19 protein-coding genes and 1 riboswitch are annotated in these 26508 nt (G+C 67.4%); of the genes, 1 reads left to right on the top strand and 18 read right to left on the bottom strand.

The window, feature by feature from the left end; all coding sequences use genetic code 11:
* Window positions 1-5: 5 nt before the first annotated feature.
* Both cobW and Q1A36_RS09155 read right to left on the bottom strand, forming a co-directional pair.
* Window positions 6-1040: a cobalamin biosynthesis protein CobW gene (cobW, locus tag Q1A36_RS09150; RefSeq protein WP_299842487.1), complete on the bottom strand. Its 1035-nt coding sequence runs from the start codon at window positions 1038-1040 to the stop codon at window positions 6-8.
* Window positions 1033-1398, bottom strand: a complete 366-nt coding sequence (locus tag Q1A36_RS09155) for a DUF1636 domain-containing protein (protein ID WP_299842490.1) — start codon at window positions 1396-1398, stop codon at window positions 1033-1035. Before Q1A36_RS09155 ends, cobW begins: the two co-directional genes overlap by 8 nt.
* 84 nt (window positions 1399-1482) lie before the next feature.
* A riboswitch (cobalamin riboswitch) is annotated at window positions 1483-1709 on the bottom strand.
* A gap of 134 nt (window positions 1710-1843) precedes the next feature.
* Between Q1A36_RS09155 and Q1A36_RS09160 the strand changes: the two genes are divergently transcribed.
* Window positions 1844-2614, top strand: a complete 771-nt coding sequence (locus Q1A36_RS09160; RefSeq protein ID WP_299842493.1) for an SDR family oxidoreductase — start codon at window positions 1844-1846, stop codon at window positions 2612-2614.
* On the opposite strand, the gene Q1A36_RS09165 is transcribed toward Q1A36_RS09160, so the two are convergent.
* From Q1A36_RS09165 to Q1A36_RS09240, 16 genes are all read right to left on the bottom strand, one after another.
* Window positions 2587-5367: an AMP-binding protein gene (locus tag Q1A36_RS09165; RefSeq protein WP_299842496.1), complete on the bottom strand. Its 2781-nt coding sequence runs from the start codon at window positions 5365-5367 to the stop codon at window positions 2587-2589. The genes Q1A36_RS09160 and Q1A36_RS09165 overlap by 28 nt on opposite strands.
* Window positions 5368-5447: 80 nt before the next feature.
* Window positions 5448-5978, bottom strand: a complete 531-nt coding sequence (locus Q1A36_RS09170) for an SCP2 sterol-binding domain-containing protein (protein ID WP_299842499.1) — start codon at window positions 5976-5978, stop codon at window positions 5448-5450.
* Between the two features lie 177 nt (window positions 5979-6155).
* Window positions 6156-7220, bottom strand: coding sequence for an ABC transporter ATP-binding protein (locus Q1A36_RS09175; protein WP_299842502.1), 1065 nt, complete (start codon window positions 7218-7220; stop codon window positions 6156-6158).
* Between the two features lie 21 nt (window positions 7221-7241).
* Window positions 7242-8993: an iron ABC transporter permease gene (locus tag Q1A36_RS09180; protein ID WP_299842504.1), complete on the bottom strand. Its 1752-nt coding sequence runs from the start codon at window positions 8991-8993 to the stop codon at window positions 7242-7244.
* Window positions 8994-9105: 112 nt separating this feature from the next.
* A complete protein-coding gene (locus Q1A36_RS09185) occupies window positions 9106-10428 on the bottom strand; it encodes an extracellular solute-binding protein (protein WP_299842507.1) in 1323 nt (440 codons plus the stop codon).
* A gap of 135 nt (window positions 10429-10563) precedes the next feature.
* A complete protein-coding gene (locus tag Q1A36_RS09190; protein ID WP_299842510.1) occupies window positions 10564-11859 on the bottom strand; it encodes a sigma-54 dependent transcriptional regulator in 1296 nt (431 codons plus the stop codon).
* Window positions 11849-13822, bottom strand: a complete 1974-nt coding sequence (locus Q1A36_RS09195; RefSeq protein WP_299842512.1) for an ATP-binding protein — start codon at window positions 13820-13822, stop codon at window positions 11849-11851. Before Q1A36_RS09195 ends, Q1A36_RS09190 begins: the two co-directional genes overlap by 11 nt.
* Complete coding sequence (locus Q1A36_RS09200; RefSeq protein ID WP_299842515.1) at window positions 13819-15081, bottom strand: ABC transporter substrate-binding protein; 1263 nt, start codon at window positions 15079-15081, stop codon at window positions 13819-13821. Before Q1A36_RS09200 ends, Q1A36_RS09195 begins: the two co-directional genes overlap by 4 nt.
* 132 nt (window positions 15082-15213) lie before the next feature.
* Window positions 15214-15804 carry a cytochrome c3 family protein gene (locus Q1A36_RS09205; protein WP_299842518.1) on the bottom strand — a complete coding sequence of 197 codons (591 nt, stop codon included), beginning with the start codon at window positions 15802-15804 and terminating at the stop codon, window positions 15214-15216.
* A 22-nt stretch (window positions 15805-15826) separates the two neighbouring features.
* Window positions 15827-17227, bottom strand: coding sequence for an NAD(P)/FAD-dependent oxidoreductase (locus Q1A36_RS09210; protein ID WP_299842521.1), 1401 nt, complete (start codon window positions 17225-17227; stop codon window positions 15827-15829).
* Between the two features lie 318 nt (window positions 17228-17545).
* Window positions 17546-19174: an MFS transporter gene (locus tag Q1A36_RS09215; protein ID WP_299842524.1), complete on the bottom strand. Its 1629-nt coding sequence runs from the start codon at window positions 19172-19174 to the stop codon at window positions 17546-17548.
* Between the two features lie 117 nt (window positions 19175-19291).
* Complete coding sequence (locus Q1A36_RS09220) at window positions 19292-20980, bottom strand: amidohydrolase (protein WP_299842527.1); 1689 nt, start codon at window positions 20978-20980, stop codon at window positions 19292-19294.
* Window positions 20981-21001: 21 nt separating this feature from the next.
* Window positions 21002-22840, bottom strand: a complete 1839-nt coding sequence (locus Q1A36_RS09225; protein ID WP_299842530.1) for a phosphoenolpyruvate carboxykinase (GTP) — start codon at window positions 22838-22840, stop codon at window positions 21002-21004.
* Between the two features lie 132 nt (window positions 22841-22972).
* Window positions 22973-25072 carry a molybdopterin cofactor-binding domain-containing protein gene (locus Q1A36_RS09230; RefSeq protein ID WP_299842533.1) on the bottom strand — a complete coding sequence of 700 codons (2100 nt, stop codon included), beginning with the start codon at window positions 25070-25072 and terminating at the stop codon, window positions 22973-22975.
* Window positions 25069-25542, bottom strand: a complete 474-nt coding sequence (locus tag Q1A36_RS09235; protein ID WP_299842535.1) for a 2Fe-2S iron-sulfur cluster-binding protein — start codon at window positions 25540-25542, stop codon at window positions 25069-25071. The genes Q1A36_RS09230 and Q1A36_RS09235 overlap by 4 nt, the downstream gene beginning before the upstream one ends.
* Complete coding sequence (locus tag Q1A36_RS09240) at window positions 25539-26507, bottom strand: AraC family transcriptional regulator (protein WP_299842538.1); 969 nt, start codon at window positions 26505-26507, stop codon at window positions 25539-25541. The genes Q1A36_RS09235 and Q1A36_RS09240 overlap by 4 nt, the downstream gene beginning before the upstream one ends.
* Window position 26508 lies beyond the last annotated feature (1 nt).

Here is a 26508-nt window from a genome sequence, read left to right on the forward strand (position 1 = left end):
GCGGGTCAGGCCCCCAGGGTGGCGCGGATCGCGGCCTCGTCGATGTCGTGATGCTCGGCGATGACCACCAGTTGCGAGACGCGGGGCGTTGCACCCCAGGGCCGGTCGAACTGGTGCCGGACCCGCTCGCCCACGGCCTGCAGCAAGAGGCGCATGGGCTTGCCGGTGACAGCGAGATAACCCTTGACCCGCAGGATGTTCTGCTCGCGCGCCAGTTGCTGCACCCGGGCGACCAGGTCCTCGACGCTGTCCACCTCGGGCAGGTCGATCACGACCGAGTCGAAATCGTCGTGCTCGTGATCGTCGGCGCCGTCGTGATGGCTGGGGCGGGCGGCCAGATCATCTTCGGCAGCGGCGCCAAGGCCAAGGATCAACCGAGGGTCCAGCGCGCCATCGGTGACGGCGAGCATCGGCAGCGGGCGCGGGGCCTCGGCGGTGATGACCTGGCGGGCGGCGGCCAGTCCCGCCTCGCCGGCCAGATCGGCCTTGGTCAGCAGCACGATATCGGCACAGGCGATCTGGTCCTCGAACACCTCGGACAGCGGCGTCTCGTGATCGATGCTGTCATCGGCGGCGCGCTGCGCATCGACGGCGGCCACATCGGGGGCAAAACGTCCCGCCGCCACGGCTTCGGCATCGGCCAGCGCCACCACCCCGTCCACGGTGATCCTGGACCGGATCGCCGGCCAGTCGAAGGCTTTCAGCAAGGGCTTCGGCAGGGCCAGGCCCGAGGTTTCGATCAGGATGTGGTCGGGGCGTTCGGGGCGCGACAGCAGCGCCTCGATCGTCGGGATGAAATCATCGGCAACGGTGCAGCAGATGCAGCCATTGGCCAGCTCGACGATGTTCTCGACCGGGCAATTCGCATCGGCGCAGGATTTCAGGATATCGCCATCGACGCCCACGGTGCCGAATTCGTTCACCAGCACCGCCAGCCGCCGACCCTGCGGGTTCTGCATCAGGTGGCGGATCAGCGTGGTCTTGCCCGAGCCGAGGAAGCCGGTGATCACGGTGACGGGGATCTTGGTCAGGTCAGTCATTCGGGGACTCCATCGGGGGTATGCGGGCAAGGCTCTGCTTGCGGAAGATTTGGGGGCGCTCGCGCCAGGGCACGATGCCCTCGGGCGCGGTGGCATAAAGTGCGGCGCCGCGCAGGATCTCGGGCACGTCCTCCAGCGTCAGCCGGCCATAGACATAGGACCAGCCGCCGGGCTTGGTGATGGCGATGTTGCAGCCATGATCGCAGGCCGAGAGACATTCGACCGGGCGGATGATGACGCCTTCGGGCGCGGGTCCGGCAGTCAGGGCGTCATGCAGCAACCGGCCCGGAGGCTCGCTGCCCTCGGGCACCGGCTGACCGGCGCGGCAGGTCATGCAGACGTGAACAATTGCGGCCATGCCAACCCTCATCAGGACGAACGGGGCTGGCCAACGGCGAGGGGCGGGCCCTCTGATCCGAAGGTCGCGGCACACCCCGTCCGCGCGTTTCAGTCCGGCGCTGGCAGGTCTCCCGGCTTGCGGATATCGGGGCGCAGGGCCCCGGCGCCCTGCCCGCCTTCCCGGTCCTTGCGGCCAGTGGCAATGGGCAGACCTTTCCGGTCACGGTCGCGGGGGCGGCTGCTTGAGGTCCCCGGCCCGACGGACCGAAACACCCTTCACATTCCCTTTTCGCCTGCCCGAGGACAGACACCAGCGCACAGGCCCTCCATCGCGGCTGGACGGGGTTCTGTCAAGGCAGGATCGGGGGTCGGGACAGCCCGCCGCACTGGACGCAAGGGGCGGTTCGTGCAACTAGCACGACAAGGTGGATGCCATAACAATCAATCAGCAGCAGAGCGATGCCATGACCCAGACCCCGAAAATCGCGATCGTCACCGGCGGTCTGACCGGCATCGGCCGTGCCGTGGCGCTGCGGCTGCTGGAGGGGGGCGCGCAGGTCCATGTCGGGGCGCGGCGCGGGGATCTGGCCGAGCTGACCGATCCGGTCAAGGCGCGGTTTGGCGATCGCTTCGCCGTCGCCCGGCTGGATGTGCGCGACAGCGACAGCTGCGCGGGATTCGTGGGCGGGGTGCTGGGCCGGCATGGCCGCGTCGACATCCTGGTGAACGCGGCGGGTGTCTACGAGGAAGCCGCCGTGATGGACCATCCCGACCGCATCTGGGACGACACGCTGGACACCAACCTGACCGGCACGTTCAAGATGATCCGCGCCGTGCTGCCGTCGATGACCGCTCAGAAATGGGGCCGGATCGTCAACATCGCCTCGACCGCCGCGCATACCGGCATGGCGAACAACGCCGCCTATTGCGCCTCCAAGGCCGGGCTTCTGGGGCTGGGCCGCTGTGTCGCGCTGGAAGGGGCGGCGCTGGGGATCACCTGCAACAGCATCAGCCCGACCTGGGTCGAGACCGAGATGCTGCAATCCTATATCGACGCCGAGGTGGCCGAGGGCGCGCCCTATGTCGAGGTGCGGGCGAAATACGAGGCCTCGAACCCGCAGGGCCAACTGGTCCAGCCCGGCGAGATCGCCGAGCTGGTGGCCTTCCTGGTCAGCGATGCGGGCCGGGCGATGACCATGGCCGACTATCAGGTCAATGCCGGCTCGCCCTGGTAGCTGAGGCGGCGGGCCAGCAGCGCCGCGCCATCCGAGAGCGTGCCGAACGGGCCAAGCCCCGCCTGCCGCCATGCGGCCTTGGCCGCCGCTGTTTCGTAGATCGCATCAACACGCAGCGTCTGCGGATCGGCGGTCAGCAATCGCGCCAGCCCCTCGGGCAGGTCCACCCGCTTCAGCCAGTCATCGGCGGTCAGGCGGTCATAGCCCGGCACGTCCCCCGTGACCGGGGTGTCGGCGGTCAGGTTATAGAACCCCGCCCCCTCGCCTGGCGCGACCCGCACCAGAAACTGCGCCGCCGCCCGGACATCGATCATCGGGAAGGCCAGCCCCTCGGGCAGCGCCCCCGCCGCGCGACAGGCGGCAAGGATGATCTCGTAGACATCCTTGGGATTGGGCGCGGAGAGGTCGTAAAGCGAGGGCAGCCGGACGAGGACGGCGGGAATGCCCGAGGCGGCGATCAACCCCTCGGCCTCGATCTTGGCCGCGCCATAGCCGGTGCAGGCGTCGAAATGGCGCGCCGGGGCTTCCGCGAAGGGTCCGCCGGTCTCGGGAAAGACCGCCGTCGATGAGGAAAACCGCAGGTTCGCCCCCGCCGCCCGGCAGAAGTCCAGCACATGGGCAATGCCCGCGCGCGACCAGGCCTGCATCTGCACGCGCTCGACCGCAAGGTTCACCGTCGCGGCGCAATGGATGACCGTCGAAACCTGCGCGGCAAGATCGGCGTAGTGGTCGCCGTCCAGCCCGAAGCGCGGATCATCGATCGCCCCCGGCACCGGCACCACCCGTTCCGGCGCGGCGCCGATGGCCTCGGCAATCGCCGCCAACCGCCGCACGGGGTCGTTGTTCCTCGGGCGGACGAGGCAATAGACCACCTGATCCGCCGGCAGGCTCTCCAACGCCGCCGCCAGCACATGCCGGCCCAGGAAGCCGGTGACGCCGGTCAAGAGGATGCCGGGCCGGTCGAAGACCGAGGCGACCGTCGTGGCTTCGGCAGACAGCAGGTCGTGCAGCCGCTGAAGCGGCAGGTTCAGCGCCCAGTCAAAATCGACATTCCGGCCATAGGCGCCTTCCAGCGACAGGATCAGGTCGACGCACATGAGCGAATCGCCGCCGTGATCGTGGAACGAGCGGGCGGGGTCCAGATCCGCCACCGGGCAGCGCAAGAGCCGCGCGGCATGGGCGAGGGCGGGGACCGCATCGGCGTCCTCGGCCAGAGGCTCGGCCACGATCGCGGGCAGCGCCCTGTAGTCGCATTTTCCCGAGACCTGATGGATCGGAATGGCGTCGAGCCGCACCAGCCAGGTCGGGATGCAATAGGCCGGCAGCACCTCGCGCAGCGCCGAAGCCAGCGGTGCCGGAATGCGCTGCTGCCCCGCCTCGATGCCCCAGTTCTCGCGGTTCGCCCGGTCCTGATCCGCATCAGCGGTGAAATAGAAGACCAGCGCCTGATCATGCTCGCCGACCGGCTGCACCCAGGGGATCGCATGGGAAAAGCCCAGAAGCCCCGCCAGCGTCTCGGTCAGCTCGCGGGTCTGGATGCTGTAGCCGCGCAGCTTCAGCATATGCGCATCGCGGCCCAACACCACGATCTCGCCCGACGCATCGACAAAACCCCGGTCGCCGGTGTCATAGAGCCGCAAGGCCTGCCCCTCGATCACCAGATCGCGGAAGCGGCGGGCGGTTTCCTCGGGCCGGTTCACATAGCCCGGCCCCAGCATCCTCGGCCCCTCGAAATGCAGGAGGCCCGGTATGCCCGGCGGGCAGAGCCGGTCGTGATCGTCCAGAACGATGGCCCGCAGATGCGGCATGGCGCGCCCCACCCGGACGCCCTCCCCGGCAGGCTCCTCGCCGGTCATTTCCGACATGCAGATGTCATGGGTCTCGCAGATGCTGTAGAGGTTCCATAGCACCGCCTGCGGCAGTTTGGCCCGTGCCTCGGCAACCAGCCGGTCGCTGACCACCTCGCCGTTGAGGATCACCCGTTCGAGCGGCAGCGCCGCGCCGGTCGCCGCGTCTATGCCCTGCAGGACCTTGCCGAAGAAGGAGGGCGTGAACAGCATCTCGGTGAGATCATGGGCCGCGATGAACCGCGCCAGCGCCTGCGGCGACAAGAGGTCGTCGAGACGCGGAAACCACATCTCGGCGCCGTTCCTGAGCGGCCGGAACATTTCCCAGATGGCGAAGATATAGATGCCGACCCGCATCCCCGCGGCATAGGGCGTATAGGCATCGCGCCAGCGATAGGAGAGGAAGGCCGAATCCTGTGTCACCGGGATGCATTTCGGCCGCCCGGTCGTGCCCGAGGTGGCCACCAGGTAAATCGCATCCTGCGGCGCGACCTGTCCCGGCGTGATCCGGTCAACCGCCGGACCGCCCAAGAGCGTGGCCCCGTCGATCACCCGGCACCCTTCGGGCAATTGCCCCGGCTTCGGCGCCTCGGCGGTCAGGATCAGGCCGATCTGCAACTCGTCGAGGATGTTCGACAGCACCGAGGGCGGCATGGCCGGGTCCAGGTGCACGAAGGGCCGCCCGTCGATGACGCAGGCCGTCGCCAGCGCCCCGAAGAGGGCGCCGGGCGCGCCGAAGACCCCGACCGCGCGCTCCCCGGCCAGATGCGGCTGGCAGGCGGCAACGAAGGCGGCCAGTTCGCCATAGTTCAGCGAAAGCTCCGCATCGCACAGCGCCATGTTGCCGCGAAAGCGGGTCAGCGCCTCTGCAAGTTCCGCGGGAACCGACTGGGGGTCGTCTTGCATGGGGCAATCCAGGGTTGTGGGACGGGACGGGTTGCGGTTACGTCCGCGCAAATTGACCAAAGGTCAAGTGCGCCGGGCGTTCACTGCGCGAAATCGCGCCGCGACAGGGCTGGGACACAGCGCCGCAGTCGAGGGGCCGCGACCTGCCGCAGCCAGCCCTGGTAGGGCTCGCCCGGGATCGCTGCCAGTTCCTCGGCGAGATCCAGCCCCGCCGCACCGATGGCATCGCGCAGGGCCAGCACGGCGGCCAGATCGCCGTCGATCTCCAGCGCATCCGGCGCGAGGGCTGTCTCGTCCGGCGCGACCCGGCGCAGCAGGGCGAGAAAATCCGCCAGATCGCCCCGGATGGCCGCGTCATGATCGATGCGCGCGCCGCGCCGGAAGATCCCGACCTGTCCGTCGGCGGGGGTCATGACCAAGAGCACCGCCAGCTGCCGCACATCGATTAGCAAGCGGGTGTTCGCCTGATCCCCCAGATGCGCAAGGATCGAGGGATGGCGGGCGGTGATCCGGGACAGGACCGCACCGAGGGCCAGCCCCAGAAGCTGCGGCGCCAGGGGCGGGGGCGGAAGGCGTCGGGTGAACGCGCCGGGCCGTGATGCAATGGTCATGCGGCGCGCCTTATTCCCAACCACCCGGACTTGCGTTGATCCAGATCAAAGGGGCCGGCCGACCCGCCCTCGTGCGGCGATCTGCCACGGGCCGTAGCGTTGCCCGGGCGACGCAAGGTCTCGCCCTCGCGCCGCCCGTTCATCCGCGCGCCCCCCGACGCGCCGATCCGCGCGCCATCACGCGTTCAGCAAAACCGCGCTGTCCATGTTCACCTGCAACGCCACCTCGGCGCCCGTGGGCAGGGTTGGCTCGCTCATGTGATGGCTCTTGTCGATCACCAGATCGCTGCCCGCCGCCTGCACGATATAGCGGATCTGGCTGCCCAGGAACTCGCTGTGCAGCACCTGCCCGATGATCGTGTCGGGACCGCAGAGGGGCGAGATGGTGATGTTCTGCGGCCTCAGCACGATCGAGGACGGGCCTGCCTTTGCCGCCATCGGCAAGGGTAGCGCATCGCCAGAGCCGGTGACGAACCGCAGCGCCTCGCCACGCTTCTCGACGCGGCCTTCCAGCACATTGGCGGTGCCGAGGAAGCGGGCGACAAACAGGTTCGCCGGATGGTCATACAGCTCCTGCGGGCGGCCGATCTGCTGGATCACCCCCTTGTCCAGCACCGCCATGCGGTCGCTGGTGCTGTTGGCTTCCTCCTGATCATGTGTGACGAAAATCGTGGTCAGGCCAAGCTTGCGCTGCAGCGCCAGCAACTCGCGGCGCATCTGCACGCGCAGGCTGGCGTCAAGGTTCGACAGCGGCTCATCGAGCAACAGCACCTGCGGCTCGATCACCACCGTCCGGGCCAGCGCGATCCGCTGTTGCTGCCCGCCCGACAGCTGATTGGGCATCCGTGCGGCCAGATGCGACAGGCCCACGAGGTCCAGCGCCTCCTCGACCCGGCGGGTGATCTCGGCCCCCGGCAGCTTGCGCTCGCGCAGGCCGAAGGCGACGTTTTCCTGCACCGAGAGATGCGGCCAGAGCGCGTAGGACTGAAACACCATGCCCACGTTGCGCTTCCAGGGCGGCAGGTCCAGCACATCGCGGCCACCGATGCGGATCGCCCCGCTGGGGCGCGGCCCGAACCCGGCGATCGAGCGCAGCAGCGTCGACTTGCCAGATCCCGAGGGCCCGAGGAAGGCGAAGAACTCGCCCGGTTTGATGCTGAGGTTCACGCCGGTCAGCACCCTGGTCGGGCCGAAGGCCAGGTGAAGGTTCTCGATCTCGATGCCAAGCATTTCGGTTTTCATGGTCAGACTCCCTCTCGGCGCTCAGTGCTCGGTGCCGGATGTTTTCAGTTTCTTGTCGCGCTCGATGATGATCTGCGCCAGGAACGTCCCCAGACCCACGATGATGACCGCGACGATGCCAAGGGCGGCCCCTGCCCCGCGCCCGGATGGCGTCTGCATGAACAGGTAGATGCCATAGGCCAGAGGGCTGTCGGCCTCGGACGAGACCAGCATGATGGTCGCCGACAGCTCGACCGCCGCGGTGGCAAAGCTGGTGACGAAGCCGGCAAGGATGCCCCCGGTCATCAGCGGCACCACCACGCGGCGAATGGTGCGCGACTTGGTGGCGCCAAGGCTTTCCGCCGCCTCCTCCAGCGCCACGCTGACCTGTTGCAGCGCCGCCATGCAGGCACGCAGCGCATAGGGCAGACGGCGGATCATCAGCGCGATGGCGATGATCACCCACCATTGCGCCAGCGGCTTGTCGAGGAACGGCACCTCGATCCCCTGGAAGCTGCGCAGATAGCCGATGCCCAGCACCACCCCCGGCACGGCCAGCGCGGCGGTGGCCATGTAATCCAGACACTTGCGGCCCACGATCCCGGTGCGCATGACGATATAGGCGATGGCAGTGCCAAGGATCACGTCGCCCAAGGCAGCGATGCCGGCATAAAGCAGCGTGTTCAGGATATAGTCCTGCGAACCTTCCCACATGCGGATGTAATTGGCCCAAGTATAGCCGTCGGGCAGCGGCGCAAAGCTCCAGATCGTGCTGAAGGACAGCAGCAGCAGCCCCAGATGCGGCGACAGCACGAGGGCGAGGATGAACAGCACCGCGCCATAGGCGATGACCTTCTCGCGCCCGCTCAGGTCACGCTTGGCCAGACCGCCGCCGCCCTTCTGCACGGTGGCGTAATCCTTGCCGCGCATGACCAGGAACGAGGCCCAGAGCGACAGGATCGAGAAGGCCACGAGAATGACCGAGATGACATAGCCCATCGGGTCGCTGATGCCGACCGAGGTGATGCGCAGATAGGCCTGCGGCGCAAGCATGTTGTTGACGTTCAAGAGAAGCGGCGTGCCGAGATCGTCGAAGACCTTGATGAAGACCAGCACCGCCCCGGCGATATAGCCCGGCATGGCCAGCGGAAAGACGATCTTGCGGAACAGCCGCAGCCCCGAGGAGCCGAGATTCTGCGCCGCCTCCTCCATCGAGCGGTCGATATTGCGCAAGGACGCCGACAGGTTGATCAGGATGAAGGGGAAATAATGGATCGACTGCACGAGGATCACCCCGTTCAGCCCCTCCATGAAGGGAATGGTGAAACCCAGATGCTCGCGCAGCATGAGGTTCACCGTGCCGTTCCGGCCAAAGATCAGCGACATCGCCACCGCGCCGACAAAGGGCGGCATGATCAGCGGGATGAAGCCGAGGCTCTGGATCAGGGCCGAGCCGCCGAAATTGAAGCGGGTGGTGATATAGGCCAGCGGCAGGGCGATGATCGTCGCCACCACGACCGACATGGCCGAGACGTAGAAGGAATTGACGAAGCTTTCGCGGAACAGGCTGGTGGCGAAGAAATCGGCGAAGTTCTGCAGCGTCAGCCCGCCGCTGCGCGGATCGATGAAGGCCACATAGACCACCTGCAGAACCGGGAAGATCAGGAAGCCGAGCAGAAAGATGGCGATGAGAAGGCCGGCCAGCGCAGCGCCGCTGAGCCGGGGAAACAGGAACGCGGGCAGGCGATCGGCCAGACCTGTCCCGTCCGCCGGGCGCGGGGTGTCTTGGGGCATGGATTTTGTCCGGATGTGAGGATGTCAGGGCGGCAGGGGCGATGGCTCGTCCCTGCCGGATGGTCGATCCTGGCCCGCGTCCGGTGGGTTCACGCGGGCGCGGCTCTGCCGATCAGAGGGCGGCGGCCTTCTCGGCCAGCTCCTTCGCCTTGCGATAGTTTTCAGTCACCATCGCATCCCATTGCTGTTCGATCTCGGCCTGACGCGCCTCGATGGCATCGCCGGCTTCCTTGCGGACCGCGGTGAAGGCGGCGTTGAAGGCCGGGTCAAGGCTCTGTTCCTCGGTGATCGGCATGGCCTCGATCAGCGCGCGGGCTTCCTCGATCAGCGCCTTGGCCTCGGCATTGGACCCGTCGGCATGTTTCGCCTCGGCCTCCTGCACGGCCTTCACCGCGGCCTTCAGATCCTCGAGCCGATAGGTGATCATCACGTCGAAGAGCGACGAGACCACGTAGTAGCGCGCGCCCGATTTATCGACATCGAACTTGACCGCCGCGCCGATCGACTTGTCCTCGAACGGGTTCGGCAGGCCCTCGGGAGCCTCGGCATAGACCTCGGGATTGACCGGCAGACGCATGATCGCCGGGTCGAACAGCACCTTCTGGCCCTCGGGCGACAGCAGGTATTCGACGAAGGTGACGGCGCCCTTCTCGTTCGGCGCATTGGCGATGACGCCCACGTTCGCGGGCACCAGTGCCGTCACCGTCGGATAGGCGAATTCCACCGGGAAGCCCGAGGCCTTGGACGAGAAGGCGAAGAAATCGATGACGATGCCAAAGCCGAAGCTGCCGGTATTCACCCCGTCCGGCACGCCAAAGCTGCGCTCGGTCACAGAGGCGAAATTGCCGCCCATCCATTTCCAGTCGGCCCAGCCCTTCTCCCAGCCCTCGCCCTGCAGCACGGTTTCCACCGTCAGATGCGTGGTGCCCGAGCGCGAGGGCGCCGACATGCCGACATGGCCGAAATATTCCGGCTTCTCCAGATCGGCCCATTCCTTCGCCGGCTCCAGACCATTGGCCTCGACATAGCGGGTGTTCCACATGATGCCGTAACCCGAGGCGGCGAAGCCGTAGTAATGGCCGTCTGCATCGTTCATCGGGTAGCTGCCGATCATGTCGGGAATGCCGGTGGCGTTCGGCGCGATCTTGGCCAGCTTGCCGTCGCCCTTCAGCACCTCGAAGGCATCCGGGGCCGAGGCCCAGAAGACATCGGCGGTATTGGCGCTGGCGATCTCCTGAATGTATTTCACCCCCGAGGAGGTGCTCTTGTTCAGGATCTCGATGTCGTAGTCGGGATGGGCGGTCTCGAACGCCTTCTCGATCACCGCGGTCATTTCCTCGGGGAACGAGGTCACGACCACGATCTTTTCCGCGGCCAGCGCCCCGCCTGCCATCAGGCCAAGCGCCGCCACACTGCTGGTCAGCAGTTTCTTCATCTCTGGATATCCTCCCTGTTGTCCGCATTGGCGCGGATCTGGGGACAGGTTGCCAAGCCCACCATGGCGGATCAAGCATTTGATTTATTGCGATAATTCAGGATAAAATGGGTCAGTTTCGACACGCGGCACGGGTCAATCCTGACCCGGAGGCAGCATCCCACAGGCCCGCATCCTCAGGTAAAGCCGCTTTCTCGGGATGCCCAAAGCCTCGGCCGCCTCGGTCTTCCGCCCGCCGGTCTTCTGCAGGGCGGCGCGCAGCAGCGATGATTCGAATTCCCGCATCGCCTCGTCATAGCCCAGATCATCCACCGCCACCCCGCCCCCGCGTGCGGGCGGTTGCAGCGTGACCTTCAGCCCGATGACCAGCTTTTCCGCCACGTTGCGCAGTTCGCGCAGGTTCCCCGGCCAGTGATAGCTGCGATAGGGGCGCAGCTCCTGCTGGGTCAGCTCGGGAAAGCGGCGGTTGTGGCGCTGCGCCGCCTCGCGCAGGAATTGCGCCAAGAGCAGGTAGATGTCGTTCTCGCGGTTCCGCAGCGGCGGCAGTTCCACCTCTGCGAGGCTGAGGCGGTAGTAGAGATCATCGCTCATCGCCCCGGCGCGGCGCAGGTCGTTCAACCCGCCATCCGCCGAGGCGATAACCCGAAAGCGCGACCCCTCTGCCCGCCCCTCCATCAGCGTCAGCAGCCGGTGCTGCAAGGGCGCGGCCAGCAGGTTCACCCGTTCGAGATAGAGGGTGCCATCGCGGGCGAGCGGGATGGCCCCCGGCGCCTCGGCCCCCTCGCCCAGCATCAGTGCGCCGAAATTCGCCTCGCTCAGCGCCCCGGCATCGACCGGCACGAACTCGCCCTCGCGCCCCGAGAAGTCATGCAGCGCCCGTGCCGCCAGTTGCTTGCCGGTGCCCGGCTCGCCGTAGAGCAGCACATCGACCTCCAGCGGCGCCACCGCCGCCAGCTCGCGGCGGCAGTTGCGCATGGCGACCGAGCGGCCCAAGAGCCGCGCGCGCAGGTCGGTCCCCCGCGCGATCCGTTCCTTCAGCCGCCGGTTTTCCAAGAGCAAGCGCCGCGTCTCCAGCGCCCGGCGGATGACGGCCAGCAGGTATTCCGGTGGGGCGGGCTTCTCGATGAAATCGAAAGCCCCGCGCTGGATCGCCGCGACCGCGCTGCGGACATCGCCATGGGCGGTAATCAGCACGAAGGGCACGCCTGGCGCCATCGCCCGCGCCTCGGCCAAGAGATCCAGCCCCGACAGTTCGGGCATCCGCATGTCCGAGAGGATCACCCCCTCCCATTCCGGGTCCAGTTCCGCCAGCATCGCCCGGCCGCGCGCGAAGCCCCGCGCCGGCAGGCCCGCCGCCTCGATCACCTCGACCATGGCGGGCAGCAGGTCGGCATCGTCATCGACGACGAATATCTTCGGTTCAGCTGTCATCGGGTTTCACCGCCGGCAAGCGCAGCCGCGCCACCACGCCCCGGTCGGGCGCAGGCTGAAGCCACAGGTCGCCGCCCATGTCCTTTGCGATATTGTAGGAAATCGACAGGCCCAGCCCCATGCCGCGCCCGGCCTCTTTCGAGGTGACGAAGGGATTGACCGCCTCTTCCGGTGACAGATCGCCCAGACCGACGCCATTGTCGCGGACGGTCAGATCGACAAAGCCATCCGCCTCGGTCACGTCCAGCGCGATCCGCCCGGCGCCCTCGGTCTCGGCAATGGCATCCAGCGCATTGCCGACCAGGTTGATGACCACCTGCTCGATCAGGATCGGGTCGCCCATGACCCGCGCCGCCTCGGCTGCCGGGCTGACCGTGACGGTCGCCCCGCTGTCCTCGATCCGCCCCTGCAGCAGCGACAGCGCCCCCTCGATCGGCTCGCCAAGGCGCAGGGGGGCGCGGGCATTGTCGGCGCGGCGGGCAAAGCGGCGCAGATGCGAGATGATCGCCTCCATCCGGTCGGTCAGCCCGGCGATACGGTCCAGCTGCCGCCGCGCCTCGGCGGCATCGCCCGAGGCGCCCGCGCGCTCCAGCAGCATGGTGCGATAGCGCAGGGCGGCAAGCGGCTGGTTCAGCTCATGGCTGATCCCGGCGGAGAGGTTCCCCAGTGCCGCCATCTTGCCCGCCTGCACCAGATCGGCCTGCGTATCCTTCAGCTTGCCGATGGCCTGATCGCGCGCGGTGATGGCGCGGCCGAATTCATCGACCGCGGCGCGGATGCGGCTGATCTCGTCGGTGGCCGCCGTTGCCGGCACCTCCGTCCCGGCGCTTTCGGAGATGTCGAGCATCCGCCCCATCAGTGCCCTGAGTGGCGCGACGATCCGGCTGCGCATCACCCCCGAGACGATGGCCAGCCCGATCAGCCCCAAGGCCAGCGTCAGCGCCACCAGCCCGGCCATGGTGCCCCGCGCCCGTTCGGCGGTTTTGGCAATGGTCGCCAGAACCTGCGACTTCTCCTCGGCGGCCAGTCCCGCCAGCGTGTCCTGCAGCAGCGCCACCCCGTCCTGCGCCGACTGGATGGTGCCATAGGTCTGCGCCTGCAGCGCCACCGCCGCGCGCCGCCGCTGGACCAGCCCCTCGCCCGGATCGGCCAGCCCGCGCAGCCGGTCATAGGATTGGCGCAGGGTGAGGAACTCGGTCCGCTCGGGCAGCGCGCCGACGGTTTCCCCCAGCCGCGCCATCATGTCCCATGCGAGGCCCGCCAGCTGATCGATCTGCGCCGCGTCACTCGAAACCGCGATCTGCAACAGCAACGTCACCGCCGTCCCGGCCTCGGTGCCGACCTGGAACACCTGATCGCGCAGGCGCCGGTCGCGCTCGACCTGATCGACCAGCGCGCTGCGCAGGATGCTGTCATCCTCGTCCTCCAGCTCCAGCATCCGCGCGCGGATGTTGAAATCATAGTCATCCAGCAGCGGATCGACCTCGTCCTGAATATCGACATTCAGCCAGCGCAGCGCATCGATGTCGCGGGCATTGGCGGCGGCCAGATCCTGCCGCCTGCCGTAAAGCGGCGGCAGCGCCGCCAGATCGCGTTGCAGGGCGGCGACCCGGCCCGGCATCTGGCTGTCCGGCGGCAGGCGCAGCCCCGGATCGGCCAGCGCGGCCGTCAGCCGCGCCGCAACCTCGGACAGTTCCGCCAGCTGCGCCGCGCTTTCGCCCTCGCCGCCGATGATCCGCGTGGTCAGCCCGGCCAGTTGCGCCGAATGGCCGGCCAGTTCCCCGGTCAGCGCGATGCGCGGCACCTGCGAGGCGGCGAGGCCGGAGAATTGGGTCTGGAACCGGGCAAAGGTGACGCTGGTCAGCGCCAGCCCCAGCCACATCAGCGCCAGCGTGCCGCCGATCAGCAGCATCAGCCGCTGCCAGACGCCAAGGCGGGGAAAAAGGCGGGGCATCAGCCTCATGGCTGTCGCCGCGCCGCGCGGCGTTCCAGTGCCGCCAGCCCCGCCCCGATCGCGTCCAGCTGCGCCGCAGCCGCCGCTGCCCACCGTTCCTGCGCCGCTTCCTGTTCCGGCGCCAGCGCCATCAGGTCCGAGATCCGCCCCGGCTGGCTGTTCAGCGCCGCGCGGTCGGCCTCGTGCTCGCTCAGCGGCAGCCTGGTCAGCAGCGCCTCGACCGAGGCCAGTTCCGCCGCCGGCACCTGCCCCCTCAGCGCCCTCAGCCGCGCCCAGAGATCGCGGCGGCGCGGCAGCTGGTCCGAGATGAAGATGTCGAAGATCGCATTCACCGCCCAGTAGCGCCCGGCGGCAAGCGCAGCGTCATAGGTCTGCCACTGGTGGCGGATGGCATCCTGCATCGGCGCGGGGATGGCGGTACCGGCCTCGGCCCGCAACCGGTCCGAGACCGGGATGCGCCCGACGCCCGGCTGCATCAGCAGTTGCTGGCCCTCGTCCGACAGCACGAAGCCGACGAAGTCGCAGGCCAGCGCCGGTTCCATCGCACGGGCCAGCCGCCCGATCTGGGCCGGGAAGATCATCACCGGCTTGCCATAGCGGAAGTCCAGTTCGGGCTCGACGCCGGCAAGAAAATCGATGGTCAGCCCGATGTCGAAGCGCCCCGATTTCACCCCGTCGATGACGCCGAAACTGCGCGCGGTCAGGGTCGAGAGGTTCTCGGTCAGCCTCAGGAAATAGCGCCAGCCCTCGTCCCAGCCCCGCACCTGCAACAGCCGCTCGACCAGCATATGCGTGGTGCCGGAATGCGAGGGCAGCGCCATGCCGATGCGGCCGTGATAGGCGGGCAGCAGCAGGTCGTCCCAATCGCCGGGCATGAAGACCTGCGCATCGGCCCGCCTCGCCCATCCGATCGAGGAGAGGGCGAAACTGGCATGACCCGAGCCGTCCAGCGCCGGGCAGTCGGTCGCGTCAAAGCCCTGATGCTGGCCGATCACCGCGAAAGCCTCGGGCGAGGAGGCCCAGAAGATGTCGAAGCCCCGGCCATTGCCGCGGGCGATCTCGTCGATGCCGGCATTGGTGTTCTTGTTCAGCACCAGCACATCGGCCTCGGGATGCAGCTTGCGGAACCCGGCGATGAAGGGATCGGTCAGCGCCGGCGGCATCGAGGTCAGGATGCGCAGCTGCCGCGCCTCGGCAAAAGTCACCAGCCCCGCCAGCAGGCCGAATGCGAGAAGCCCGCGCCAAGCGGCCAGATGCCATCGCTGCAAGCCGCTGCCTCCCCGTCGCCGCCCCGCCCCTAAATGATCCCTCTGCCGCCCTGCCGCAACAGAAAGACCGGGGCTGCGACGAAATGGGTCAGTTCTGACACGGCCCCCCAGACCTGGGGGACGGGGCCGCCCCTACGGCGTATTGGCGGCATTGGGCCAGCTGTGGCAGGTGACGCAGGTATTCGGCGCGCCCTGCTGTTCGTGGCAGGTCACGCAGCTCGCCATGCTGGTCACTGCCGTCACCTCCTGCATCTGCGGCATCTCCGAAACCGCGCTGTGGCACGAGGTGCAATCGACCCCGGCATCGATATGGGTGCGATGACTCCAGGTGACGCCGGGCAGGACCTGATAGACCCGTTCCCAAGGGATCTGTTCCTGGGCCTCGTGATACTGGGTCAGCCGCTGGATCGGCTCTTTCTCGGTGGCGATGTCGCTGTGGCAATCCATGCAGGTCTGGGTGTCGGGGAAGGTCATCATAGTGCCGGGATCGGGGTTCACATGGCAGGTCGTGCAGTCGAGCCCCAGCTCGCCCACATGCCATTGATGGCTGTAGGGCAAGGGCTGGTTAGGCGGAGCCGGCGGGTTCGGGTTGGCCTGCACCGGCTCGACCAGGCGTGCGGCCGGCGGCGGTGTCTCCTGCTGCGCGATGACCGGCGCAACGGTAATCAGGGCGATGCCGGCGGCAAGCGCGGCAAGCCCGGTGAAAGCAATCCAACGGCGCATGAGATGCCCCCCTTACTGAACCTCAACTCTTGCCGACCACCTCGGCCAGCGTCTTGCCGTCATCTTCCAGAATGGCGATGGCGGCGTTGCGGCCCGGCTGGCCAGTGACCGAGCCCCCCGGCGCGGTGCAGGCCCCGGTCTGGTAAAGTCCCGGGATCGGCATCCGGTAGGGCGCGAAATTGCCCCAGCGCTTGTCCAGATGATGCACGCTGCCGCGCCACATGGCGGGGTTCATCCGCTCGATGTCGATCGGGCTCATGATGACCCGCGCCAGCACATTCTCGCGCGTGAGGTTCGGGGTATAGCGCAGGTAACGGTGCAGCACCTGATCGGCAACTTCGTCCTTGATCGCGTCCCAATGCTCGGGGCTTTCCTTCAGCGCATAGGGCATCCCGCCCTCGATCTTCAGCAAAGAAAAGCCGTCGGGCGCACGGCTGCGGTCATAGCCGGCGGCATGGACGATCTGCAGCGGATAATCCTCCAGCGTCAGCTCGCCCCGCGCATTGTCCTCGTTCAGTTTGAAGATGCTTTCCGGCCGCTCCATGATCGAAGCCTCGGCCCCCGTCACCGAGCCGCCTCCCGCCAGCGGGTATTCCGGCGATCCCTTCAGCGCGAAGTGAAAGGCGAACATGGCCATCTCTGGCTGCCAGATCTCGACGCTGTCGGTGAAGGCCTGCCCCCACAGGTCCGAGGGCGCCATCTGCATCAGATGCTTGACATGGATGGTCGAGACCACGCCCTTGCGGCCCCGGAAGCGGCTGCCATCGGCGCATTCGACGCCGGTGCAGCGGCCGTCCTCGATCATCAGCGCCACCACCGGCCTATTGGTCAGCACCGTGCCCTGATGCGCCTCGATGAAGCGGCCAAGCGAGGTGCTGACCATGCCCGAGCCGCCCTTGGGCATCGGCCGTCCGTTCATATGGGTCAGCATCGACCAGGCCTGCGACCCGCTGCCCGGATCGCTGCCCTGCACCCCGCCCCAGCGCCCGCCCGAGATGTTCGCTGCCTGCATCTGCGGGCTTTCCCACAATTGCCGCGCGGCATCGAAGCCCGACAGCACCTCGAGCCGCTGGAAGAAGATCGCCTCGCGCGAGGGATCGGCGCTGTCCGGGTCCTCGCCCGCCACCTTCTCGCGGGCGGCGGCAAGCTGGCGGAAGGTTTCGGCATCCTTTTTCGACAGCTTTTCGATCGAGGCCGCCGTCTGCGCCAGATCGCCCCGGAAGACGGTCATCGAGTCGCCGTCGGCAAAGGGGTAATGCACCACGATCTCGGGATCGAACAGCTCATAGCCGAAATCGCGGATCTCGATCTCGTTGTCGCGATAGGCGGGATTGCGGGCAAAGACGTGATGCGAACTGGAACAGAGATCCTCGAAGAAGCCGGGCAGCAGCACCTCGGCAGTCTTCGCACCGCCACCGATCATGCCCCGCCCCGGCGATCACATAGTCGAACGTATCCGGCCGCACGGCCCCGCCCGTCTGCGCCGAGGCGGCCCGCGCCGCCCCCAGAAGCGCGACCGAGGCAAGCCCCGCCGACTTCAGGAAATCCCGTCTGTTGGTCATCTGATCCTCCCCGGCAATGGCCCGAAATTGGCCGCCTGAGGTTGAGATTGGATCGATGGTCGTGCCGATATGTCCGATTCGTCAACCGCTTTTCTGCCGAGTCTGCAAGTTTCGGTTTTTCCCTCCTGCGAACGGGCGGAAACGTGACCGTGCGAACAAGTCGAACGACCTTCCGCCCTTCAGCGCGATCGCCAGGCCCCGCGCGGCTCGGGCGCGACCCGGTGATGAGTGACCGGCGGCACCGCGCCGCGATGGAATTTCCGCACCTCGGCCTGCAGGTCCCGATCCGAGCGCGTCACCCGCTCGTGCTGGCGCAGATGGTCGAGCCAGCTTCCCACAAGGAAATATTCGGTCATCAGGCCCGGGGACTCGACATCTTCGAAGACGTTCCAGTCATAGGCGCCGTCGCGATAGCGTTCCTCGCGGAAGGCGTAGAGCGCGGCGAGGAAATCGTCCCGCTCGGCCACGTCGATCTGATAGGTGATCTCGACCATGACCGGGCCGCGATCATGACCAACCTCGAGTTTGGGCAGGATCTCGGGCCAATGCGACGAGGGCAGCAGATCCAGTTTGCCCTGATCGGGCAGCGCAAAGCGCAGCGACCAGATGGCGCTGATTGCCAGCCCGATGGCCGAGGCCAGAAGCGTGGCGGTCAGGCCGAACCGCGCGGCGATCTGGCCCCAGGCCAGCGAGGCGAAGGACATGGTGCCGAAGAAGACCATGATGAAGATGGCCAGCCCCCGCGCCCTGACCCAGTCCGGCAGCGCGGATTGGGCGCTGACATTCAGGCTCGACAGCACCGCCATCCAGGCCACCCCGGCGATGAAGGCGGCGAGGAAGCCGAGGATCAGCGACCCGCCAAGCGCAAAGATCGCCATGGCCAGCGCCGTCCCCAGCGAGCCGATCATCACGATCCGCCCCATGTCGAAGCGCGCGCGCAGCCGCGGCAGGCCAAGCGCGCCGACCAGCGCCCCCAGCCCGATCAGCCCCAGAAGCAAGCCATAGGTCGATGGCCCGCCCTGCAATTGCTCGCGCGCGATCAGCGGCAGCGTCGCCCAGTAGAGGCTGGCGAAGCCGAAAAACGCGACCGCCCGGATCAGCGTCATCTTCAATGGCTGACTGCGGCTGGCGTAGCGCAACCCGGTCAGGATGGCGCGACCGACCGGCTCGGGCGGCAGCCTGCGCTCGGCCGGCGCGGGCGGGCGCCACCAGAACAGGCCGGCCAGGACCGCCACCCGGCTGACTGCGTTCAAGACGAACAGGACCGCGATCCCCAGCGGCACAATGATCGCGCCGGCCAGCGCCGGGCCGGTGGCGCGGGCGATGTTCACCGCCATGGAATTCAGCGCCACGGCGGCAGGCAGTTCGGCGCGCGGGACAAGGCTTGGCACGATCGCCTGCCAGGCCGGCTGCATGAAGGCCTGCCAGCAGCCCAAGAGGAAGGTGAAAGCCAGCAGCACCGGCACCGTCACCCAGCCCATCGCCACGAAAGCGGCAAAGACCACCGCCGTCAGGAAGGCCATCAGGTTCACCAGCAAGAGCATCCGGCGACGATCCACGATATCCGCCAGCGCCCCGGCAGGCAGCGCGAACAGGAACACCGGCAGCGCCGTCGCGGTCTGCACCAATGCCACCCTGGCCGGCGAGGGGTCCAGCGTGGTCATCAGCCAGCCGGCGCCGACATCGTTCATCCACATGCCCATGTTCGAGATCGTGGTGGCGATCCAGAGCACGGTGAAAGGCTGGTGCCGGAAGGGCGCCCAGCTGGAGGCATTGGGCTTTGCTGCGGCCTGACTGGTCTCTGCCATGATCGTTACCCCCGTTCACCAAAATGACCGAACGGGGCCACCGCAAAGGATGGCCCCGCCAGCGGTCCGATCCCGGGCGGAGGGCGCAAGCGCCCGCCCGGTGTGATCCCCCTGCCCTTATTGCCCGATCAGGCCAGAGGGATCATGGACCGGCTTTCCCCCCAGCAACGTCAGGACCGAGCGGATGCCGTGGACCTGATCTGCGGGGATTGTTTCATAGGGCTGATCGAGCACCACCAGATCGGCCAGCTTGCCTGCGGTGATGGTGCCGCGATCGGCCTCGGCAAAGGCCAGCCAGGCGGCGTCGCGGGTATACATCGCCAGCGCCTCGTCACGCGTCAGCAGCTGGTCATCGGGGCGCTGCACCCCGCCGCCAAGGGAGGTGCCGGTCAGGTGATATTCGATCGCCTGCCAGACGCCGAAGACGCCGATCCGGGTGGAATCGGTACCGCCCGCAACCCGGATGCCGCGATCAAGCGCCAGCCGCACCGGCGGCGACAGCGCGGAGACCTCGGGGCCGTTCGCCTCCAGAATGGCCGGGCCTTCGAAATAGGGGCCCATCTGCACCGAATAGGCCAGCCCCAGCGCCTTCATTCGGTCCAGCGTCCGGGCCGAACCGGTGTTCAAATGGGCGATGGCCCACCGCAGGTCGTCAAGCGGATTGGTCTTCGCCACCTCCTCGAAGGCGTCAAGGATGACTCTGGCGGCATCGTCGGTATAGGCATGGATCTCGACCGGGATGCGCCGCTCGGCTGCATAGGTGGCGACCTTGACCAGTTCGGCCCGCGCCTCGGGCGAAGGGTCGAAGCCCGGCCCCATCTGCACCCCGTCGTTCACACCGAAGACCAGGTTCTCGCCCAGTCCCAGAAAGGCCAGCGCCCCGTCATCCCAATGCGGCGGGCGGAAGGCCATGATGTTCTGGAACCACTCGGCCTCGCTTCCCGGCACAGCGGCAGGGATGCGATAGCCGACGCGCAGGCTCAGCTTGCCCTGGTCCCGCAGATCGAAAAGCGGTTCATAGCTGGCCGGCGATCCGGCCGACGGATCGATGACGCCGGTCAGCCCCGCCGCATTCAGCGCCGCAAAGAAATCCTCGAGGCTTTCGGTCCGCTGGCTTTCATCATGCGCGGTCAACTGGCCCATCAGCATGTTGAACGACCCGATCCCGCCCAAGAGCCGGCCCGTGGCCTTGCCATCGGCGTCGCGCTCAATCCTCAGGCCATGGCCCAGATCGGCACCCGGTTCATCAAGGCCCAGCAGCTCGATCCCCTTGGGGTTCACCAGTGCGTAGTCATAGAGATATTGCAGATAGATCGGATGGTCGGGCAGCGCCTCGCCCAGTTCCGCCACGGTCGGCGCGCGCTTTTCCTCGAACTGGTTCGGATGCCACGAACCGCCGACCACCACCCAGCCCTCCGGCCCCCGCTCTGCCGCTGCCGCCCTCAACTGGTCGAAGGCGCCAGGCAGCGAGGTGATCCCGAAGAGATAGGTCTCATCGTGGAAGGTCTGGCCGCCCCGGATGGCATGGGTATGGGTGTCGATCAGCCCGGGGATGACGGTCTTGCCCTCCAGATCGACGGTCTTCACCCCATCACCCGCCAGCGCCGCGATCTGCGCGTCCGATCCGACCGCCAGAATCCGTTCGCCCGCCAGCGCGACGGCCTCGGCCCGTGGCTGGCCGGGATCCATGGTGATGATGCGGCCATTGCGCAGGATCAGATCGGCCGTCTCAGCCGCTGCCGGCCCGAGGGCCAGCAACGCGAGGCCCAGCCCCAGAAGGGCGGAGCGAAGGGGATGTCGGATCATGTCGGCGCCTCCATTGCTTGCCTAGCCGACGGCCACTTGCCGTGCCGTCGACCTTGTGTGATCGCCAGTCTGGCCTGGTGTCAGGCTTTCGGACAATCGCCGATGCACCTCGTCCAGCGCCGGCGGCAGCCTGTCGCCGAACTCTGCAAAGAGATCGCGGTGATCGGCAATCTCGCGCGCCAGTTCTTCCGCATCCAGCGCCATCAGCGCCGCGAAGCGGTCCCGGCCATAGTCGAGCCCGGTCCAGTCGAGGTCGCCGTGACCCGGCACCTCACCGATCGCCGCCTCCTCGGCCCCGGCGCGGCCCTTCACCCGGTCGACGATCCATTTCAGCGCCCGCAGGTTCTGGCCGAAGCCCGGCCAGATGAATTTGCGGTCCGCGTCGCGGCGGAACCAGTTCACCCGGAAGATCGCCGGCGGGTTCGCAAGCTCCTGCCCCAGATCCAGCCAGTGCTGCCAGTAATCCGCCATGTTATAGCCGCAGAAGGGCAGCATGGCGAAGGGATCGCGCCGCGTGGTCTGGCCCTCGGCCGCCGCCGTGGCTTCCGAGCCGAGCGTCGCCGCCCAGTAAACCCCCTCGGTCCAGTCGCGCGACTGGAAGACCAGCGGATAGGTATGCGACAGCCGCCCGCCGAAGATGAAGGCCGAGATCGGCACCCCCTGCAGATCTGCGCGGGCCGGGTCCATGCTGGGGGCGCTGGCCTGCGAGACGGTGAAGCGGGCATTCGGATGGGCGGCGGGGCGGCCGGCCTCCGGCGTCCAGTCGCGGCCCTGCCAGTCGGTCAACTGTGCGGGCGGCTGATCGGTCAGGCCCTCCCACCAGATGTCCCCCTCGGGCGTCAGCGCGCAATTGGTGAAGATCACATTGCGGGTCAGCGCCTGCATGATGTTCGGATTGGTCTTGCCATTGGTGCCGGGTGCCACGCCGAAGAACCCATCCTCGGGGTTCACCGCCCAGAGCCGGCCATCCGCCCCCGGACGGATCCATGCGATGTCGTCGCCGATGGTCTTGACGGTATAGCCCTCCATCCCCTCGGGCGGCAGCATCATGGCGAAATTGGTCTTGCCGCAGGCCGAAGGGAAGGCACCGGCGACATAGGTGGTCTCGCCCGCCGGGTCCTCGAGACCCACGATCAGCATATGCTCGGCCAGCCAGCCCTCGTTCCGGGCGCGGTACGAGGCCGTGCGCAGCGACAGGCATTTCTTGCCCAAGAGCGCATTGCCGCCATAGCCCGAACCGAAAGAGGTGATGGAGCCGTCATCCTGAAAGCTGACGATGTATTTGTGATCCGCATTGCAGGGCCAGGGCACATCCGCCTGACCGGGTGCCAGCGGTGCGCCGACCGAATGCAGGCAGCGGGTGAATTCGCCCTCGCCGAGCAAATCCAGCACCGGCGTGCCGATCTGGGCCATCAGCTTCATGCTGATGACGACATAGGGGGAATCGGTGATCTGCACCCCGATCAGCGCGTGATCCGAGCCCATCGGCCCCATGCAGAAGGGAATGACATACATGGTCCGCCCGGCCATCGCGCCCCGGAAAAGCGCGTCCAGCTCGGCGCGCATGGCGGCAGGCTCGGCCCAGTTGTTGGTCGGCCCGGCCTCGTCCTTGGTGGTGGTGCAGACAAAGGTGCGATGTTCCAGCCGCGCCACATCGGCGGGGTCCGAGCGGGCGAGGAAACTGTTCGGCCTGAGATCCGGGTTCAGCCGGATCAGCGAACCGGCCTCGACCATCTGGGACGAGATGCGCTGAAACTCGGCATCGCTGCCGTCGCACAGATAGACGGCATCAGGTCGGCAATGGGCCTGCATCTCTTCGATCCAGGCGTTCAAATCCTTGTTCTGGGCAATGATGGGCATGTTCTTCTTCCTTGAGATGACCGGGCAGAAATCAGGAACTCGTCGTCACAGAGGGAGGAACGGGGTGGCGGTGACATGTCGGGCCTGTCCCATTCGTCCGATATTCGCGTTTTTTCGCGTTGGGCGCCCTCCTCACGCCTGAAGCAGCGATTGCATCAGCCGCTCGCGGGTCATGGGCAGATCGCGCATCCGCGCCCCCAAGGCCCGTGTGACGGCATTGCCGATGGCGGCGGCGACCGGCCCTTGCGCAGCCTCGCCCGCGCCAAGCGGCGGGTGGTTCGGGTTGATGAGAAAGCGGGTCTCGATCTCGGGCACGTCCGAGAAGCGCAGGATGGGATACCTGTCCCAGTCCAGCACCGGCACGCGGCCATCCAGCAGGTCGATCCCCTCTTTCAGCGTCCAGCTGAGCGATTGCAGCGCGCCGCCCTCGATCTGGCTGCGCGCGCCCTCGGGGTTGATCAGCAGCCCGGCATCGACAGCCAGCCACAGCTTTTCGACCCGGATCGCCTCGTCAACAGTGACCTCGGCCACGGCGGCCAGCCAGGCGCCCTTGTTCTTGTAGCGCGCGACGCCCAGCCCCTTGGCGCTGCCGGTGCCTTCGGGGTTCGGGTCCGGCCAACCGGCCATCTGCGCCGCCGTCTCCAGCACCGCCCTTGCGCGCGGGTCACTGAGATGCGCCAAACGAAACGCCAGCGGATCAGCCCCGGCCAAAGCGGCCAATTCATCCATCGCTGATTCGATCGCAAAGACATTCACATGCGCGCCAAGCGCGCGCAGCGACGACGTGCGCACGGGGCTTGCGGCTTCCAGCGTCACCTCGACCGACTGACCCGGCAGATCATAGATCGCAACGGCATTGCGCGACGCCCCGCCGCCGCTGGCGGGCGGCAGGTCTTCGACCTTCCGGGGGAGGGCCTCTGGGTCCAGCGCCTCGGCCGAGGTCAGGTTGGCGAAACCGCCAAAACCCGGCCGCTGCGCATGGGGGGCGCTGGTCACTGACAGCTGCCAGTCGACGATCCGGCCTTCCGCGTCCAGCCCCGCCTCGATCCGCGTGGCCATCGCCGCGCCAAGCGGCGCGCGGCCCAGCTCATCGGCGCGCGAGAACTGCACGCGGACAGGCCGCCCCGGATGCGCGACCGCCACCAGCGCCGCATCCAGTGCCGCGTCATCGGCGCCGTTATGGCCATAGCAGCCCGCGCCATCGGCATGGATGACCCGAACCGAGTCCACTGCCCGGCCCAGCACCTTGGCGATTACCGCACGCAGCGGGAAGATGCCCTGCGAATGGCTCCAGACGGTCAGCTGCTCGCCCTCGAGGATCGCCAGCGCACAGGATGGCCCGATCGAGCCATGGGCGATGGATTGCCGGGAGTAGCGCGCCGACAGCCGCCGGTTGCCGGGCGCAGGGCGCGCGTCCTCCTCGGGCGGAAGCAAGACAGCGGTGCCCGGGGTCTCGGGCGGGGTCCAGCGGCCTGCATCCTCCCACCGGGTGAAGAACTCGGACTCCAGATGGGCGCTTTGCACCTGATGCTCATCGGTGCCGACCAGCGCCAGAAAATCATCCCGCCGGAAAGCCGTTACCGCAGGATAGCGCCGGGCCAGCCGCGCCTCGTCCAGATCGGCCAGCCGGGCCAGGCGGAAGGGCTGGCGGACCACCCGGACATGCAGAAGATCAGGGAAGGTCAGATCATGGATGAAGCCGCCCGTGGTGGCCTTCCTGGGCAGGTCGTCGCGCGGGAGACTGGTCCCGACGACGGTGTATTCGGCGGCGGGCTTCGGTGCAATCTCGCCGCTGATCGGCTGTTGCCAATCGATGTTGTCCGCCAGCGCCCAGACATCCAGCCCCGTCGCCGCCCCCTTCCGCAGGATTGCCCCATCGGCAGGGGACAGATCGGCCACCGGCACCCCAAGCCGCACCGCCGCTGCATCGAGCAAGGCCGCCCGCAACTGCGCCGCCGCCAGACGCAGCGCCGCGCCCGAGACCTCGACCGACTGGCTGCCTGCGGTGATGCCCTCATTGGCCGAAGCCCCGGTATCGACCGGACGCAGGGTCAGACGGCCAAATGACAGGTCCAGTTCCTCGGCGGCGATCTGCATCAGCGCGCTGGCAATGCCCTGCCCAAGTTCGACCTTGCCGGGGCTGATGGTCAGGCGGCCGGGCGTGTCCAGCGACAGCCATTGGCCCAAGAGCGGGTTGGCCTGAAGGCTGAGGGGCAAGGTCCTCATCTTCATGCCTCGGCCCCCTGTAACCGTTCGGCGGCGCGGGCGACCGCGCGCAGGATCGCCCCATGCGCGCCACAGCGGCACAGATGACCGTCGAGCGCCGCGACGATCTGGTCGCGCGAGGGCCGGGGATTGCCCGTCAGAAGCGCATGGGCGCTGATCAGGATCCCGGCGAGGCAATAGCCGCATTGGCCGGCGCTTTCCGCGGCAAAGGCATCGCGCAGCGCCACACCCACGGGATCATCCAACCCCTCGGGCGTCGTCACCGCCCGTCCCTCGAGCACCTCGACCGGCGTGCCGCATGCGAAGCGGGGTGCGCCGTCGATCTCGACCATGCAGGCCCCGCATTGCTCAAGCCCGCAGCCAAAGCGCGTGGCCCTGAGACCGAGACGGTTCCGCAGCACCAGCAGCAGCGGCTCATCACTGGCCTCGGTCGTGACCGGCTGGCCGTTGACGGTGAAGGTGACAGTGCCGCTCATTGCGCCGCCCTCACCCGGTCGAGATCGGCCTTTTCCTCGGCGCGCTTGCGGCGATAGGCGGTTGGGGTCATGCCGGTCGCTGTCTTGAAGGCGCGCAGGAAGTATTTCTCGTCCTGATAGCCGACGGCATAGGCGACCTGACCGATGGACTCGTCGGTCAGCACCAGCCGCTCGCGCGCCTCCTCCATCCGCATCTCGCGGATCAGCGCGTTGAAGGTGGTGCCGGTATATTGCCGAATCAGCCCGCAGAACCGGCTTTTCGACAGGTTCACCGCCTCGGATGCCTCGTCGAGACTGGGCGCACGGGTATAGTTGCTGCCGATGAATTCGGATATCCGCCGCATGTGCAGGCTGTCGCGGCCGATCACCGGCAATTGCGTCGAAAGGCTGGAAAATTCCTCCTCGTAGTGCTGGCACAGCGTCCCCAGCATCAGCAGCAATTCCGCCCGGATGATCTCGCCGGCACAGATGCGGGGCGAATCGTGCTGGGCCAGCATCGCTTCGTTGGCGCGCTCGACCGCTTCGGCCAGTTCCGGCGGCAGATCGAAATCAACGTGGTTCTGACAGGCGAAGGGCGTGAGTTCCGGCGCGCGGTGGATCAGTTCGGCCATCGGGGTCGAGCGGGTGATGCCGGGGCGCAGCAGGTCGAGATCGAAATAGATCACCACGCAGCGCGTCGCCTGATCAAAGCGGATCTGGTGCGGCACCATCGGCGCGATGAAATAGATCGAGCCGGGTTTGGGGTGATGCGAGGCCAGCCCGATGCGCAGCGCCGGGGCCTCGGTCATGAAATAGACGATCTGGAAGTAATCGTGCTTGTGCGCCGGATAAAGCCGTTGGGTCTCCTCGACCACCCGGATGTGAAAGCGCGGGCTGTCGGCACGGTCCAGCGCATAGGAGCGCACCGGCGCCTGCTGCTGGTCGCGGCGGTTGCGCCCTGGCTTGGCGGGGTCCGGTCGGGTCATC

Origin of the sequence: uncultured Paracoccus sp. (assembly GCF_947487305.1) — a bacterium.
Taxonomy (GTDB): Bacteria; Pseudomonadota; Alphaproteobacteria; order Rhodobacterales; family Rhodobacteraceae; genus Paracoccus.